General features: G+C 60.2%; 18 protein-coding genes. 12 read left to right on the top strand and 6 right to left on the bottom strand.

Annotation, left to right across the window (positions count from 1 at the left end; genetic code table 11):
- Window positions 1-70: 70 nt before the first annotated feature.
- The 3 genes from HKK52_RS20895 (at window position 71) to HKK52_RS20885 (ending at window position 2,113) form a co-directional block, all read left to right on the top strand.
- On the top strand, window positions 71-511 hold the full coding sequence (locus tag HKK52_RS20895; protein WP_169372401.1) for an EamA family transporter: 441 nt from the start codon (window positions 71-73) through the stop codon (window positions 509-511).
- A gap of 179 nt (window positions 512-690) precedes the next feature.
- The gene (locus HKK52_RS20890; protein ID WP_169372400.1) at window positions 691-1,557 is read left to right on the top strand and encodes a Tim44 domain-containing protein; all 867 of its coding nucleotides are present in this window, start codon (window positions 691-693) and stop codon (window positions 1,555-1,557) included.
- A 148-nt stretch (window positions 1,558-1,705) separates the two neighbouring features.
- Window positions 1,706-2,113 carry an SMI1/KNR4 family protein gene (locus tag HKK52_RS20885; protein WP_007943369.1) on the top strand — a complete coding sequence of 136 codons (408 nt, stop codon included), beginning with the start codon at window positions 1,706-1,708 and terminating at the stop codon, window positions 2,111-2,113.
- A 147-nt stretch (window positions 2,114-2,260) separates the two neighbouring features.
- On the opposite strand, the gene HKK52_RS20880 is transcribed toward HKK52_RS20885, so the two are convergent.
- Window positions 2,261-4,024: a cation:proton antiporter gene (locus HKK52_RS20880; RefSeq protein WP_169372399.1), complete on the bottom strand. Its 1,764-nt coding sequence runs from the start codon at window positions 4,022-4,024 to the stop codon at window positions 2,261-2,263.
- A gap of 203 nt (window positions 4,025-4,227) precedes the next feature.
- On the opposite strand from HKK52_RS20880, the gene HKK52_RS20875 reads away from it, so the two are divergent.
- Window positions 4,228-4,710: an acyl-CoA thioesterase gene (locus tag HKK52_RS20875; RefSeq protein ID WP_169372398.1), complete on the top strand. Its 483-nt coding sequence runs from the start codon at window positions 4,228-4,230 to the stop codon at window positions 4,708-4,710.
- A 115-nt stretch (window positions 4,711-4,825) separates the two neighbouring features.
- Here HKK52_RS20875 and pdxY read toward each other — a convergent pair whose 3' ends face one another.
- Window positions 4,826-5,698 carry a pyridoxal kinase PdxY gene (pdxY, locus tag HKK52_RS20870; RefSeq protein WP_169372397.1) on the bottom strand — a complete coding sequence of 291 codons (873 nt, stop codon included), beginning with the start codon at window positions 5,696-5,698 and terminating at the stop codon, window positions 4,826-4,828.
- A gap of 119 nt (window positions 5,699-5,817) precedes the next feature.
- On the opposite strand from pdxY, the gene HKK52_RS20865 reads away from it, so the two are divergent.
- Entirely contained in the window at window positions 5,818-6,231 is a 414-nt protein-coding gene (locus HKK52_RS20865) for a DUF3301 domain-containing protein (protein ID WP_054048264.1), read from the top strand.
- An 11-nt stretch (window positions 6,232-6,242) separates the two neighbouring features.
- On the opposite strand, the gene HKK52_RS20860 is transcribed toward HKK52_RS20865, so the two are convergent.
- Window positions 6,243-7,208: a CobW family GTP-binding protein gene (locus HKK52_RS20860; protein WP_169372396.1), complete on the bottom strand. Its 966-nt coding sequence runs from the start codon at window positions 7,206-7,208 to the stop codon at window positions 6,243-6,245.
- A gap of 27 nt (window positions 7,209-7,235) precedes the next feature.
- Here HKK52_RS20860 and HKK52_RS20855 point away from each other — a divergent pair, with 27 nt between their 5' ends.
- On the top strand, window positions 7,236-7,592 hold the full coding sequence (locus tag HKK52_RS20855) for an NADH:ubiquinone oxidoreductase (protein ID WP_169372395.1): 357 nt from the start codon (window positions 7,236-7,238) through the stop codon (window positions 7,590-7,592).
- On the opposite strand, the gene HKK52_RS20850 is transcribed toward HKK52_RS20855, so the two are convergent.
- Together HKK52_RS20850 and zigA are read right to left on the bottom strand one after the other, a co-directional pair.
- Entirely contained in the window at window positions 7,589-8,221 is a 633-nt protein-coding gene (locus tag HKK52_RS20850; RefSeq protein ID WP_169372394.1) for a DUF1826 domain-containing protein, read from the bottom strand. The genes HKK52_RS20855 and HKK52_RS20850 overlap by 4 nt on opposite strands.
- Window positions 8,221-9,426: a zinc metallochaperone GTPase ZigA gene (zigA, locus tag HKK52_RS20845; RefSeq protein ID WP_169372393.1), complete on the bottom strand. Its 1,206-nt coding sequence runs from the start codon at window positions 9,424-9,426 to the stop codon at window positions 8,221-8,223. The genes HKK52_RS20850 and zigA overlap by 1 nt, the downstream gene beginning before the upstream one ends.
- A gap of 191 nt (window positions 9,427-9,617) precedes the next feature.
- Between zigA and HKK52_RS20840 the strand changes: the two genes are divergently transcribed.
- Window positions 9,618-9,995, top strand: a complete 378-nt coding sequence (locus tag HKK52_RS20840) for a glutamine synthetase (RefSeq protein ID WP_169372392.1) — start codon at window positions 9,618-9,620, stop codon at window positions 9,993-9,995.
- Here the strand turns inward: HKK52_RS20840 and HKK52_RS20835 are convergent.
- Window positions 9,992-11,182 (bottom strand): N-acetylmuramoyl-L-alanine amidase, encoded by a 1,191-nt coding sequence (locus tag HKK52_RS20835; RefSeq protein ID WP_169372391.1) that lies wholly within the window; start codon window positions 11,180-11,182, stop codon window positions 9,992-9,994. The genes HKK52_RS20840 and HKK52_RS20835 overlap by 4 nt on opposite strands.
- Before the next feature lie 86 nt (window positions 11,183-11,268).
- Between HKK52_RS20835 and folE2 the strand changes: the two genes are divergently transcribed.
- From folE2 to HKK52_RS20810, 5 genes are read left to right on the top strand one after another with little or no spacing between them, the layout of a single operon-like run.
- Entirely contained in the window at window positions 11,269-12,168 is a 900-nt protein-coding gene (folE2, locus tag HKK52_RS20830) for a GTP cyclohydrolase FolE2 (protein ID WP_169372390.1), read from the top strand.
- Window positions 12,165-12,833, top strand: a complete 669-nt coding sequence (locus tag HKK52_RS20825; protein ID WP_169372389.1) for a metal ABC transporter ATP-binding protein — start codon at window positions 12,165-12,167, stop codon at window positions 12,831-12,833. Before folE2 ends, HKK52_RS20825 begins: the two co-directional genes overlap by 4 nt.
- A complete protein-coding gene (locus HKK52_RS20820) occupies window positions 12,833-13,699 on the top strand; it encodes a metal ABC transporter permease (protein WP_169372388.1) in 867 nt (288 codons plus the stop codon). The genes HKK52_RS20825 and HKK52_RS20820 overlap by 1 nt, the downstream gene beginning before the upstream one ends.
- Before the next feature lie 11 nt (window positions 13,700-13,710).
- Complete coding sequence (locus tag HKK52_RS20815; protein WP_169372387.1) at window positions 13,711-14,586, top strand: metal ABC transporter substrate-binding protein; 876 nt, start codon at window positions 13,711-13,713, stop codon at window positions 14,584-14,586.
- Window positions 14,583-15,143: a gamma carbonic anhydrase family protein gene (locus HKK52_RS20810; RefSeq protein WP_169372386.1), complete on the top strand. Its 561-nt coding sequence runs from the start codon at window positions 14,583-14,585 to the stop codon at window positions 15,141-15,143. The genes HKK52_RS20815 and HKK52_RS20810 overlap by 4 nt, the downstream gene beginning before the upstream one ends.

Genomic DNA, 15,143 nt, shown 5'->3' with positions numbered 1-15,143 from the left:
ACAGTGAACGCAGAGCGTCCATGGCGGCGTTACCACGCAGAGCGTGGGAACGATCAATGGAGGAACACTCATGGGATCAGGCTTTTTTTCCTCCTGGACATTCTGGGCCCTGTTGTCGGCGGTATTCGCTGCCATGACCGCCATCTTTGCGAAGATCGGCATCGAAAACGTCAATTCCGACTTCGCCACGCTCCTGCGCACAATGGTGGTGCTCGTCAGCCTGGCCTTGATTTTGTATGCCACGGGCCAATATCAGTCATTAGGATCAATCTCTGCCAGAAGCTATCTGTTCCTGCTGCTGTCGGGGCTGGCGACCGGTGCGTCATGGATCTGCTACTTCCGTGCGCTCAAACTCGGCCCGGCCTCGTTGGTCGCTCCCGTCGACAAACTCAGCGTGGTGCTGGTAGCGGTGCTTGGGGTGATCCTGCTGGGCGAAAGACTTGACCTGCGCCAATGGGGCGGCATCGGGTTGATCACGGCCGGTGTGGTCATGCTAGCGCTGCGACGCTAGGTTTCCTTCCTACAAAGCTTATCCACTTGTCCTACGGACGAAAGGTAAAAGGCCCTATTGCGCTGACTGAAGCTGAACGCAACCTGTCAGGCAAAAGCCCGAAACACTCTGCCGCTAGCCAGTGACACTTCAGCTGTGCAACATGGCCCGCGTGCAATCCACAAATGGGAATTCCCCTTATGAAACGTTTTCTTAGCATCGCCATGGCGCTGTGTATCGGCCTGACGATGAGCCTCGACGCCAATGCCAAACGCTTTGGCGGCGGCAAAAGCGCCGGCGCTGCGCCGACCCACCAGACCAGCCAGATGGCGCCTTCTTCGGCTGCGGGCGGCGCTGCTGCTACCGCAGGTGCTGCCGGTGCCGCTGGCGCTGCGGCCAAGGCCGGCGGTGCTTCGCGCTGGCTCGGCCCTCTCGCCGGTCTCGCGGCCGGTGGCCTGCTGGCCTCCATGTTCATGGGCGGCGGCTTCCAGGGCATGCAGATCTTCGACATCCTGATCATGGCTGTCATCGCCTTCCTGATCTTCCGTTTCATCGCCGCACGTCGCCGCAAGCAACAGGAGCACCTGGCTCCGGCCGGCGCGCCGATGCATCGCGAAACGTTCGAGAACAAGCCGGCCGGCGGTTCGATCTTCGGTGGCTCGGCAGCTCCTGCCGCTCGTCCGGTGATCAACGCTCCCGCCTGGTTCAATGAACAGAACTTCATCGAAGCGGCCCGCAACCACTTCCAGTCGCTGCAGCAGCACTGGGACGCCAACGAAATGGACAAGATCGCCGAGTTCGTGACCCCGCAAATGCTGGAGTTCCTCAAGCGCGAACGTGCCGATCTGGGCGACGGTTTCCAGTCGACCTACATTGATAACCTCAATGTTCAACTGGACGGCGTGGATGATCGTGCGGACAAGACCATCGCCACCCTGACCTTCAGCGGTGTGTCGAAAACCTCGCGTTTCGACCAGGGCGAAGTGTTCAGCGAAAGCTGGAACATGGAGCGTGCACAGGGCGAGAACCAGCCTTGGCTGGTCGCCGGTATCCGCCAGAACGGCTGAACCGACGCGCGTTAAGCCTGTCGCAATGTTATCCCCATAAAAAGCCCCGGCCTCGGCCGGGGTTTTCTATTTCGCGGTTGCATCTATAGCGAGCTACTGTATAAACCGCCCCAACTAAACCGCGCCATCAAGCAAGAGGATCCCGGACGTGGAAGAAATCATCGAACAACTGCGTGAAGCCAACGAACCGGTACCGGTCCCCTTGGAGTTGCCCGACGAAGATCAGATCGTGGAAATCGAAGAACAGCTGTTCATCGACATCCCGTTCGTCTTCAGAGAATTTTTGCTGACCGTCAGCGATGTGGTCTACGGCAGCCTGGAGCCGGTCACCGTGACCGACCCGCAATCCCACACCTACCTGCCGGACGTTGCCGCCAACGCCTGGGACGCGGGTGTTGACCGCAGCATGATCCCGATCTGCCAGGACGGTGACGACTACTACCTGGTCGAAGAAGACGGCACCGTGGTGCTGTGGCAAGCCGAAGAAGAACTGATTGCCGAAGAAACCTGGGAATCGGTTTGGCACTGGGCGCGGGACGTCTGGCTGGAAAGCTGATCATTCCGACTTGCACCCTGTAGCAGCCGCCGAAGGCTGCGTCCGGCTGCGAAGCAGTCGTAAGGTTTACCTGGAACACCGCGCTGACTGATTTTACGACTGCTGCGCAGCCGGACGCAGGCAGCGCCAGCTGCTACAGGTCTGACTTCAATGCCCGGACGCATCCTTGTGGTTGTCCAGGGTTTCCAGCAAGGCCACCTGCATGCGCGTGTGCACGCGGATGAACCAGCGCCAGAGCAGCGCCGCTACGGCGGCCGTGACCACGGCGATCAGCACCAGCAACTTGTTGGTCGGCAGAATACTGGCCGACAAGGCTGCCAGCAGCAGGAAAATCACCAGCAGCGAGAGGATCGGGATCACTTCGGCGATTACCCGGCGCACTCGCTGCGTGTGACGGCCAGCCATCTCCGGTTTCACGCCCATCTCCGCCAACAGCATCGACAGCGCCTTGAGCTTGCGATAGGCAGCGATCAGGAACGGCAGCGACAACAGCAACGCCCCGCCCCAGATCAACGCTTTCTGCCAACTCGGCTCGCTGATCCAGGCTTGCAGGTACACCGACATGCGCTCGGCGAAAAACGCGCCCGAAAAGAAGATCGCGATCACCAGCGCCAGATTGACCCCCACCTGCAACAGAATCCGCCGAATCATCGACGCCAGCAGCGCGCCCTCGCCTTGCGGCTGAATGCTGCGCAGCCATTCGCCATACATCCCCAGCACGCGGCTCAGGCGCCCCGGCATGACCGCTGCGAGCTTGATCGACAGTGGGTCGGCGGCGCGGATCAGGTATGGCGTCAGCAGCGTGGTAATCACCGACACCGCCACGGCCACTGGATAGAGGAAATTGCTGGTGACCTGCAGCGTCATGCCCAACGCGGCAATGATGAAGGAAAATTCGCCAATCTGTGACAGACCCATCCCGACACGCAGTGAGGTGCGTCCGTCATTGCCGGCGATAAAGGCGCCGAGGCCGCAGGACAACATCTTGCCCAACACCACCGCCACGGTAATCACCGCGATCGGCCAGGCGTATTGCAGCAGGATCAGCGGGTCGAGCATCAACCCGATGGCGACGAAGAAAATCGCGCTGAACAGGTCGCGAACCGGCTCGATCAAGCGTTCGATTTTCAGCAATTGCCGGGATTCGGCCATGATCGCGCCAATCAGGAAGGCGCCGAGGACCATGCTGTATTCGAGCTTGACCACCAGCAGGCAGAAGCCGAAACACAGGCCCAGTACAGTGATCAGCAACATCTCGTTGCTTTCGAATTTAGCCACGTAGGCCAACAGCCGCGGCACCAGCAGGATGCCGATGACCAGTGCGACGATCATGAACAGCGAGAGTTTGCCGACCGTGGAGAACACTTCGCCCGAGCTGACGGTGCCGCTGACGGCGATGCTCGACAGCAAGGCGATGATGCCGATGCCGAGGATGTCTTCGACAATCAGCACGCCGAAGATCAATTGGGCGAAACGCTCGTTCTTCATCTTCAGGTCGTTGAGGGCCTTGACGATGATAGTGGTTGAGGAAATCGCCAGGATCGCGCCGAGGAACAGCGAATCCATGGTGTTCCAGTCGAACCAGCGGCCGATTTCATAGCCGATCCAGATCATCAGCACGATTTCCAGGAACGCCGCGATAAACGCTGTGGCGCCGACCTTGAACAGTTTGCGCAGGCTGAACTCCAGGCCCAGGCAGAACATCAGGAAAATCACCCCGAGTTCGGCGAGGGTCTTGATGGTCTCTTCATCGTGGATCAGGCCGAACGGCGGTGTGTGCGGGCCGATGATGAAGCCGGCGACGATGTAGCCGAGGACCACCGGTTGCTTGAACCGGTGAAAGAGCACGGTCACCACACCCGCGACCAACATGATCACTGCCAAATCCTGGATGAAACTGATGGCATGCATGGTATGGGGCTCCTTGAAATCGACTTCCCGGAGCGTAACACCGCGACTTCCGGCAGAAAGGCGGTGCAATATATGGAAACAGATCGATCCGCGCGTGACGGCAGCCCCCTGCCCGGCGTCCCGATAACTGTTGGTTTTGAAAAACCGACCACGCACCCGCAGAGGTGCGCTCCCGAAATCCTGCCTTGACCCGTGAGAACGCTATGGAACCCGGAAACGCCCAACTGTCGATGACGGTATTGATGACCCCCGACATGGCCAACTTCTCTGGCAATGTCCACGGCGGCACCCTGCTCAAATACCTCGACGAAGTGGCCTACGCCTGCGCCAGCCGTTATGCCGGCCGCTACGTAGTGACCCTGTCGGTGGACCAGGTGATTTTCCGCGAGCCGATCCATGTCGGTGAACTGGTGACCTTCCTGGCTTCGGTCAACTACACCGGCAACACCTCCATGGAGGTGGGCATCAAGGTGGTGACCGAGAACATTCGCGAGCGCTCGGTGCGCCATACCAACAGTTGCTTCTTCACCATGGTCGCGGTGGATGACCAGCGCAAACCGGCCGTCGTCCCGCCGCTGCAACCGCAGAACAGCGAGGACAAGCGCCGGTTTATCCAGGCTCAGCAGCGTCGGCAGATTCGGCAGGAACTGGAAAAGCGGTATCAGGAGATCAAGGGCGACGCCTGATTTGTTTGACCTTTAGATCGGCATCGCGGGCAAGCCTTGCTCCACGGATTTGAGTCGTACACGCAATAGGCGTACGACTCGGACCCGTAGGAGCAAGGCTTGCCCGCGATTGCTTTTAAAGACTGATCGGCGTTGCTTCGAACCGCACCCGCGGATGCGCGATCCGGTCCTGCGCCCGCACCAGTTCCAGCTCATAGCTGGCACAAGCCTGGGTTTCCAGCAGCACTTCATGCACGGCGGCTGCGGTGAATTCGAACGCCGCCACCAGGCTGTCCCCCAACAGAATACGGGCCAGGAACAACCCGGACGTCAGGTCACCGACACCTACCGGCTGACGCGGGAACGCCAGCAACGGCCTACGCAAATGCCAACTTCCCTCAGCGGTCACCAGCAGCATCTCGAACACCTCTTCAGGCTTGCCGGGATAATCCAGGTGTTTGACCAGCACCGCCTTCGGACCGCGCGCCAACAACGCTCGCGCCATGGCCAGGCAATCGAACAGCGACTGTGGCTTGCGCCCCGAGAAGCTGTCCAGCTCCAACTGATTCGGGCACATGAAGTCTGCCACGGCGGCCGCTTCCTCCAGCAGGAAGTCACTGACCTCGGCCGGCACGCTGCAACCCTTCTCCGGGTGGCCCATCACCGGGTCGCACAGGTACAGCGCCTTCGGGTTGACCGACTTGATCCGCGCCACGCCCGTGAGGATCGCCCGGCCCTGCGCCGCACTGCCAAGATAACCGGACAGCACTGCATCGCAGCTGCCCAACTCGCCAATCGCCGCGATCCCTTCCACCAGTTCGGGGATTTGATGAGGCGGCAATATTTCACCCGCCCATTGCCCGTATTGCGTGTGATTGGAGAATTGCACAGTGTTGAGCGGCCAGACATTCACCCCGACCCGCTGCATCGGGAAAACCGCGGCGCTGTTGCCAGCGTGGCCGAACACCACGTGGGACTGGATGGCGAGCAGATGGGGCGTACGTTTCATGCGGTGAGTTTCCGTAAAACGATTGAAATTCGAGCCGCGCAGTATGCGACTAAACACAGCCTGTACGACAGACCGGCGACACAGTTAAGCTGGCACTATCTTGTTGGAGCACTTTGTTGATGCTGACCCTTGGAAATATCTTCGTGCTGATGCTGCTCGCCACTGGCGCCGCATGGCTGTGGCATAACCATGGCTTGCGCGAGCGCGCGCTGGAGCGGGTCAAGCAGCATTGCGCCAAGCTCGAAATCGAGTTGCTCGATGGCAACGTGGCGCTGAAAAAGATCGGCTTTATCAAAGATGCCAACGGTCGTCGACGGCTGGCGCGGGTGTATAACTTCGAGTTCACCGTGACTGGCGAAACCCGTCATACCGGGACCATTACCCAATTCGGTGCGCACAGCGCGCAGATTGAGCTGGCACCCTACCCGATGCCGTTTGACGACACGCCGCCAGTGGTCGAGGTGGTGAAACCGCGGGGTGAAGTGATTGAGATGAGTCAGTGGCGGCAGGAACACACGAAGTGGCGTCCGTGATCTTTTGACCTTCAACCCATCCGGCAATTGGCCAAATCTCTTTGCAGCGACGCAACATCCTGCGACTCACTAAAAATCAGCTCAATTCGCGAATCCTGCCGCCATTCACTCGTCTGCCAATCCAACACCGAGTTATCCACCGCATTCACTGAAACCCAACCGCCGCCACTGTGGATAACCAGCTTCGCCCGTCGCCAGGCTAGGCTCTCAAGCCATTGAGCAACGAGCGCGATATCGAATATCTGACCCGGATGCCAGCGCCAACCAATACTCCAGCCACCCTCCTGTGCCTGGCTCAAGCAAATCGGAAACGCGGGATCAGTCCAGATCGCCGGCATCTGCGCCAATCCCTTAGGGACGACGAAGTTATCCACACCCACGACAGCCTGACTCTCAAGCCCCGGCAACTCGCTCAATGGCAAGACCGCTTGTTGCGTCCAGTACAGGGCGCGCGCCGGTAACTGCGCGGCGATTCGCTGACGATCAGCGTCATCGAGGTTTTCTGACTTGTTCAACAGCAACAACCCCGCGCTGTTCAACGCCTCCTGTTGCGCCGCCGGCAGCGGTTTCCCGGCCGCCAGCGCCTGGGCATCCAGCACCAGCACACAAGGCTGCACCGCCAACACCCCAAGCCATGGCGCCTCGCTCAACTGCCGCAACAACTGGGCAGGATGCCCCAGCCCGGAGGGCTCTATAAACAGCCGATCCGGCCGCGCCTTGCGCAACAACCGCCCGAGGCCGATCTGGAACGGCGCGCCATTGACGCAACACAAACAGCCCCCGGCCACTTCACCCAGTGCGATACCATCGGCGTCCTGGGTCAGCAACGCGGCGTCGAGGCCGATCTGGCCGAACTCGTTGATCAGCACCGCCCAGCGCTCATTCGCCGGCCGCTGCGCCAGCAGGTGCTTGATCAGGCTGGTCTTGCCGGCGCCCAACGGGCCGGCAATGACGTGAGTGGGGATGTTCTGCAACATGATCGAAGGTTTCTGAGGAGGTAGAGGATGCGGTTGATGGGATTGTCGTTGCTATTGGCATTGACGTCGGGCGAGGTGTTGGCCCAGGCGTGTGTGGTCCATAGCACGGCGGAACGGCTCGATGTGAAAGTCTGCCAGCAGAACCGCAACATCCCGGAAAAACTTTTCGCTGACGGCTTCTGCCAGCCGAATCTTCCCGGGCAGAAAGTCGAGGTGCAATACGTCGACCAATGCCCCACCGGCGCTTTCGGGGTGTGCAGCAACGCCCAAGTCGCCAATATGCCCTACCGCCAGGATATTCACTATTACGGCGTGGCCACCGATGCGACGTATTTGCAGCCGTTTTGCGAGGCACAGAGCCAGGGTCACTGGCTCAAGCCCTAGTTGAGCCAGTCGAGTGTCAGGATCAACCGACGCTCGCCTGGTGCCGGTTCCGGCGAGCGATGGATCAAACCGAAACCTTCATTGCCGTGCCATTTCTCGCCTTTGAGTAGCGCCACATCGCCGCTGCTGACTTGCTGAATCTGCGACTGCGGTTCAGCTTCCGGTTTGCCCAGTTGCCGGCGATCCATCGCGCCTTCTTTCAGCCACTGGCTGCCGACGCCGGCATAGGTGGTGATCAGCCGAACCGGCACGTGATCGACATGGAAGCGTGGGCACATGGCCTTGTCCAGCACTCGCAGGCGCAGGCCGATGCGCTTTGCACCCAACAAACAGGCGAAGGCGCTGACCAGCCAGGAGACGTCGGCGATAAAGCCTTCGTAGCCTTCGAGGTCGCTGAAACTTGAGGCCAGTCCTTTGAGGTTGGGCGCAGCGTCTTCATTGGCGAGTTCCAGAGACAACGCCTCAGCCAATGGTTCGTTCAGTGACAGCAGCAAACGGCCGAAATCGGCGATATGCACCGGAAGTTGGCGCTGCCAGACGGCGAGATTGGCGTCGTCTTGCAGGATTTTTGTCAGCACTTTCGGGCTCGCGTCGTGGTGCTGCCGTATTGGCCGAGTCAGGGTCAGCATCAGGCCGCCTCTTCGTGCCAAGGGCCAAACGGATCCGGCAACAGGCGCCAGCTCTCGATCCCTTGGGCCATTTCATCGTCGGTCAGCAGGCAGTTGTCGAGTTCGGCGGTGAGTTGCGCGAAGTCGATGTTCTGGCCGATGAACACCAGTTCCTGACGGCAATCACCGGTGCTGGCGGTCCAGTTTTCCATGATCCCGGCAGTGCTTTCTTCATCCTGCGGCCATTGGGTTTTCGGCACGAAACGCCACCAGCGTCCGGCGAATCCGTGGCGCATCAAGCCACCAGCCTGGGACCAGCTGCCGGCGTCCATGTGCTTGCTGGCCAGCCAGAAAAAACCCTTGGAGCGCAGTAGTTTGCCGTTGACCCATGGGCGGTCGATAAAGCTGAAAAAACGCTGGGGATGAAACGGCCGACGCGCGCGATAGGCCGTCGAGGCGATGCCATATTCTTCGGTTTCCGCCACGTGTTCGCCGCGCAATTCCTGCAACCAGCCTGGCGCCTGGGCGGCTTTTTCGAAGTCGAAGCGGCCGGTGTTGAGGATCTTTTCCAGCGGAATTTCGCCCATGACCATCGGGATGATTTCCGCCTGTGAGTTAAGCCGTTCGAGGATCGCGATCAGCTCCTGGCGCTCGCTGCTGCTGATCAAATCGATCTTGCTGATCAGGATTACATCGGCGAATTCGATCTGCTCAATCAGCAGGTCAGTGATTGAGCGTTCGTCCTCCTCGCCCAGGGTTTCGCCGCGGGACGCGAGGCTTTCGGCGGCCTGGTAGTCGAGCAGGAAGTTCATGCCATCGACCACGGTGACCATGGTGTCGAGCCGCGCGATGTCGGCCAGGCTCTGGCCTTCTTCGTCGCGGAAGGTGAAGGTTTCCGCCACGGGCAGCGGCTCGGAAATGCCGGTGGATTCAATCAGCAGGTAATCGAACCGACCGTCCCTGGCGAGTTTGCTGACCTCCTCCAACAAGTCTTCGCGCAGGGTGCAGCAAATGCAGCCGTTGCTCATTTCCACGAGTTTTTCTTCGGCGCGGTTCAGGCTGACATCGCGTTGGACTTCGCTGCCGTCGATGTTGATTTCGCTCATGTCATTAACGATCACGGCAACGCGCAGGTTTTCGCGATTACGTAGTACGTAATTGAGCAACGTACTCTTGCCGGCGCCGAGAAAGCCCGACAGGACGGTCACGGGAAGACGATGGGGCATCAGGTATTCCTCACAGGATGTGGCCGGTCGAATCGCCGGTGGATGGCGTTCGCGCAGCTCTTCACGTTCTTGGGGCACAAGGGATGGCGTGTTTTTAATGTTATAGTATAACAACACAAACAAGCCACTCCCTCTTGTCCGCCATGACGAAGAGCACGATGCTTGAACCTGTTCGCTCCTTGAGAAATGCCATGGGAAACGTACTGAAGTGCGCGCTGTTGAGCCTTTCGCTAGTAATCGCCGCCGATGCCTGGGGACAAATCCCGAGCCTGGCCAAATGTACCCGCAGCGCCAATCTGCTCGCGTGTGTCGATCCCGATGGCAACGCCTACAGCGTCAACACCGTCGGCAGCACGATCTACCTGCGAGGTTTTGAGGTGACCGGCAAACGCTATTGGGCGCAGACCAGCAGTCGCTATGGGCAGCTGACATTTTTCACCGGCCTCGCCTCCGATGGCGAAGCCTGGGTCGGCTACAGTCGCCGGGTTGGCTGGACCACCATCAATCGGTTTTCCAGCTCCGGCGGCAGCAGTGGCAAGTTCACGTGTAGCCGGATTACTGGTTGCTAGACCTGCGCCTTTTTCTGCTCCTGCTGCCAGGCGATGTAGCTGTTCATCGGCGGATTCTTCTGGAAATAGCGCTGCAAACCTTCGAACAAACCGTCCGCCACGGCCTGCTGGTGCCGCGCTGTCACCAGCCGCTGACTGTCGCGGGCGTTGGAAATGAAGCCGGTTTCTACCAGGATCGACGGCACGTCCGGCGATTTCAGCACGGCAAATCCGGCCTGTTCCACGCGTTTTTGATGCAGTGTGGTGATGCCCGCCAGGCTGCCGAGCACGGTGCTGCCCAGTTGCAGGCTGGCGGCGATGGTCGCGTTCATCGACATGTCGAGAATCACCCCGGCGAGCATCGGATCCTTGTCCTTGAGATTGAGCAGGCTGGTGGCGCCCAACAGGTCCGCGCCGTTCTCGCGCTGCGCCATGAACCTGGCCGTGGCCGAGGTCGCGCCACCTTCGGACAGGCAGTACACCGAGGCGCCGGACGCGGTGAGCCGTGGCGCGGCATCGGCATGCACCGAGATGAACATGTCGGCATTGTGTTTGCGCGCGATCTCCACGCGTTTGCGTAGCGGCACGAAGAAGTCGTCGTTGCGCACCAGTTTCACGTCGAAGCCCTTCTCGCGTTTCAGTCGTTTGGCCAGCAACTGCGCGATCGACAGCACCACGTCTTTCTCCCGCTCACCTTTGGCGCCGATCGCACCGGGGTCTTTGCCGCCGTGGCCGGGGTCGACCACCACGATGATGTCGCGCTTGGGGTGGGCCTTGTCGATGATCGGCGCAGCGGCGATTTGCAGTGGAGCAGAGGCCTTCAGATCGAGCACCAGCCGATGACCCTGCCCGTCCTGGGGCGGCAATAAAAAGCTGTTGAGCTGCACCGGCTCGCTAAGATCCAGGACGATCCGCGTGTCGCCATGCCCGTAATGCCCGGAGCGAATGGAACGGATCACCGTGTTGTTCAGTGACAGCTGACTGAAATCACCACTGAGGTTCGCGCCACTCAGATCGATGATCAGCCGTTCGGGCGCGCTCAGGGAGAACGTCTTGAATTGCACCGGCCCGCTCAGATCGAACACCAATCGCAACTTGTCATCCGAACGCCAGAGCCGGGCGTTGCGAATCTGCGTGGCCGAAACACTAAAGGGCAAAGCGAAGGCCGCGCTGGCCAGGATCCAGTTGAGCAAGTGACGTCTGTGCATGGTGAAAGCCCGCTCGTGAAAAAGGCATCGTCGATTTGTATGTAATAATATAACATGCCAAATCAACTCCCACGATGGACCTGCTCATGAATGCGCTGACTCTGCCGGATATCGCCGCGCAGGCCTCACGCCAAGCCCTGCCACTGGAGTGGGTGGGCATGTGCGGCATTGCTCTTCCTGTTTTATTCGATGGCCAACGGCTGAGTGCGAAGGCGGATGCTGGCGTCAGTCTCGACGACGGTGAGGCGCGCGGCATTCATATGTCGCGGCTGTATCTGGCGCTGGAAGTGCTTGAGCAGGGAAACCTCACGCCGGGATTACTGCGTAGCGTGTTGCGGCGTTTTCTCGACAGCCATGAAGGATTGTCCTCCAGCGCTTACCTGAAAATTCACACCGATTTGCTGCTAAAAAGGCCGGCGTTGATCAGCCCATTGGCTGGCTGGAAAAGCTATCCCGTGACCATCGAGGCGCGATTAAAAAACGACATGTTCCACGTGGAACTAAAAATCGACGTGCCTTATTCCTCTACGTGCCCGTGTTCAGCCGCGTTGTCGCGCCAACTTATTCAACAACAATTCATCGATGATTTCGCCAATACGCCACTGCAACACGCCGACGTTTTAGCCTGGCTCGGTTCGACAAAAGGCATTGTCGCTACACCTCACAGCCAACGCAGTACCGCGCATTTGCAGCTGCGCCTGGACGATTACCTCGACGATTTACCGTTGATTGCGGTCATCAACGACGCCGAAGCCACCCTCGGCACAGCCGTGCAAACAGCGGTAAAACGCGCCGACGAACAAGCCTTCGCCTTGGCCAACGGTCAAAACCTGATGTTCTGCGAAGACGCGGCGCGGCGCTTGAACCTGGCCTTAAAACGCTCTCCAGGCATCAACGGATTTCACCTGCGAGTCGTGCACGCGGAAAGCCTTCACGCTCACGACGCCGTCGCCGAAAGTCGCTGGAACTGGGAGTCAGCCACATGATCCGTTGCCAATCCCTCCGCTGGGGCGCACCCGGTCAACCGCTAACGCCTGCCTTGGATTTCGAGCTATCCAAGGGCAGCCTGACCGCCGTAATTGGTGCCAACGGATCTGGCAAAAGCAGCCTGTTGAAAGTCATCGCCGGGCTGCAAAAACCCCTGGCCGGGAAAATTGAGCTGGGTGTTCCCCGCAAGGGAAGCCTGTCGTTCCTGCCCCAGCAACAACACCTGGACCGGCAATTCCCCATCAGCCTGCAAGAGCTGGTGGCTGCCGGATTCTGGGGCAGCAAACAACCCCCGGAAGTCCGCAGCCAACGCCTTACAAACGCCCTTGGCGATTGGTGCCTGAGTGGCCTGGAACATCGCCCATTAATGGCCCTCTCCGGCGGCGAATTACAGCGCGCCCTGCTCGCCCGATTAAGCCTCGCCGAAGCCCCCCTGCTGCTACTCGACGAACCCCACGCCGCCCTCGATGAACTCGGCCAGGAGCTACTGTGGAAACACATCCACACCTGGCACGCCGACGGTCGAACCCTGGTCGTCGTATGCCATGACCTCGCCGCCGTTCGCCAACACATCCCACACTCCCTGCTGATCAAAAGCAGCGGCTGCATCCTCGGCCCAAGCACTGAACTGATCCGCCAACAACCGCGAACGCAGGTGGCCTGATGCTCGCCGCCGCGCAACTTTGGCAACCGTTCCACGAGTTCGTATTCATGCGCCGGGCGCTGATCGGCGGTTTGGTTCTGGCGTGCAGCACCGCGCCGCTTGGCGTTTTTCTGATCCTGCGCCGCATGAGTCTGATCGGCGATGCGGTCGCCCACGGCATCTTGCCCGGTGCGGCATTGGGCTTCTGGTTCGCTGGGCTGAGTCTTCCTGCACTGACCATCGGCGGCCTCGGCGCCGGCCTGAGCATGGCCGGACTCGCGGCATGGATCACCCGCCGCACCGGCCTGCGAGAAGACGCCAGCCTCGCGGCGATCTACCCGATTTCCCTGGCCAGCGGCGTGCTGATTCTCGGCATCGCCGGCAAGCGTCTCGACCTTTTGCACCTGCTGTTCGGCTCCGCACTGGCGGTCGATGGCCCGACATTGACCGGCATGTTGTGGGTCTCCGGCTTCAGCCTGATCGCCATGGCGTTGATCTACAAGCCGCTGCTGCTGGACACCCTAGACCCGCTTTTCCTGCAAACCGTCAGCCGTCTCGGGCCACTCGCCCATGGGGTGTTTCTGACGCTCGTGGTGCTGAACCTGGTGATCGGTTTCCAGGCCATCGGCGCGCTGATGGTGGTCGGTTTGATGATGTTGCCCGCGGCTGCTTCGCGATTCTGGAGCCGACGATTACCGGTGTTGATGGCGATCGCCGCCCTGCTCGGCTGCCTCTCGGTGTGGTTCGGTTTGCTGCTGTCGTTCTACTACTCGCTGCCTAGCGGCCCGGCCATCGTGCTGGTGGCTGGGGGTTTGTATCTGCTGTCCGTGGTGTTCGGTCCGGTGCACGGCTTGCTGCGCCGCCCGCCTTTGCTCACATCCCAATGAGGTGTTTCCCGATGCGCGCTTTACTCGTGCTGTTCAGTTTGATGCTGTCGATGTCGCTGTCTGCCGCGGAAAAACTGCAGGTGGTCACCAGTTTCAGCATCCTCGCCGACATGACCCATCAGGTCGGCGGCGAGCATATCCAGATCACTAACATGGTTGGCCCGGACGCCGATGCCCACACCTACGAACCGACCCCGGACGATGCCAAAGCGCTGCTCAAGGCCAAGCTCATCATCAAAAACGGCCTCGGCTTCGAACCCTGGCTGGATCGCCTGGTGACCAGCACCGAAACCAAAGCGCCGGTGATTAGCGCCAGTCACGGCGTGATCCCTCGCTCGCTGGATGAAGACGGCGAAACCGTGCCCGACCCGCACGCCTGGCACAACCTCGCCAACACCGAGTTGTACATCGCCAACATCACCAAAGCGCTGATCGCGGCCGATCCGTCGAACAAGGCCGACTACCAGCGCAACAGCCAGGCCTACCTGAAACAGATCTACGCCCTGCTCGCCGAAGCCAAGGCCAAGCTCGGTTCGCTGCCACCGGGCAACCGCAAGATCGTCACCTCCCACGATGCGTTCGGCTACCTCGGCCAGGCTTACGGCATCGACTTCATGGCGCCGCAAGGTCTGTCCACCGAGCGTGAACCTTCCGCTGCGGAAGTAGCGGCGCTGATCACCCAAATCCGCCAAGCGAAAGTCAAAGCGGTGTTCATGGAAAACATCAAGGACGCGCGCCTGCTCAAACAGATTGCCGATGAAAGCGGCGCGCACATTGGCGGTACGCTGTACTCCGATGCACTCGCTGCGACTGGTCCGGCCAGCACCTTCGCCGGGTTGTTCGAATACAACCTCAACACCCTGTACGACGCGCTGAGCAAACCATGATCCGCAAGAATCCATCAGGTGATCTGCCGCTGATTGCGGAGTCCGCGTACGTGGATAAAACCGCGATCATCTGCGGCAAGGTGGTGATCGGCGAGAACGTCTTCGTCGGCCCCTACGCGGTAATCCGCGCCGACGAAGTCGATGCCTCGGGCGAGATGGAGCCGATCTCAATCGGCGCCAATTCGAACATTCAGGACGGCGTGGTCATCCATTCGAAGTCCGGCGCAGCGGTGACCATCGGCGAGTTCAGCTCCATCGCCCACCGCTCCATCGTCCACGGTCCCTGCACCGTCGGCGACCGGGTGTTCATTGGCTTCAACAGCGTGCTGTTCAACTGTTCGGTGGGTAACGGCTGTGTGGTGCGGCACAACTCGGTAGTCGACGGCCGGGACTTGCCCGCAGCCTTCTATGTGCCGTCCACTACTCGCATCGGCCCCGGCACCGACCTGTCGCAGTTCCCGCCGGTGAGTGTCAGCGCCTCGGAGTTTTCCGAGGATGTGGCGCGCACTAATGTCGATTTGGTGCGCGGCTACAAAGCGCTGCAGAACGAGTTCTGA

Source organism: Pseudomonas sp. ADAK2 (genome assembly GCF_012935755.1).
Lineage (GTDB): Bacteria > Pseudomonadota > Gammaproteobacteria > Pseudomonadales > Pseudomonadaceae > Aquipseudomonas.
Note: the sequence above shows the minus strand (reverse complement) of the source record. Positions and strands in the feature narration are given on the sequence as shown.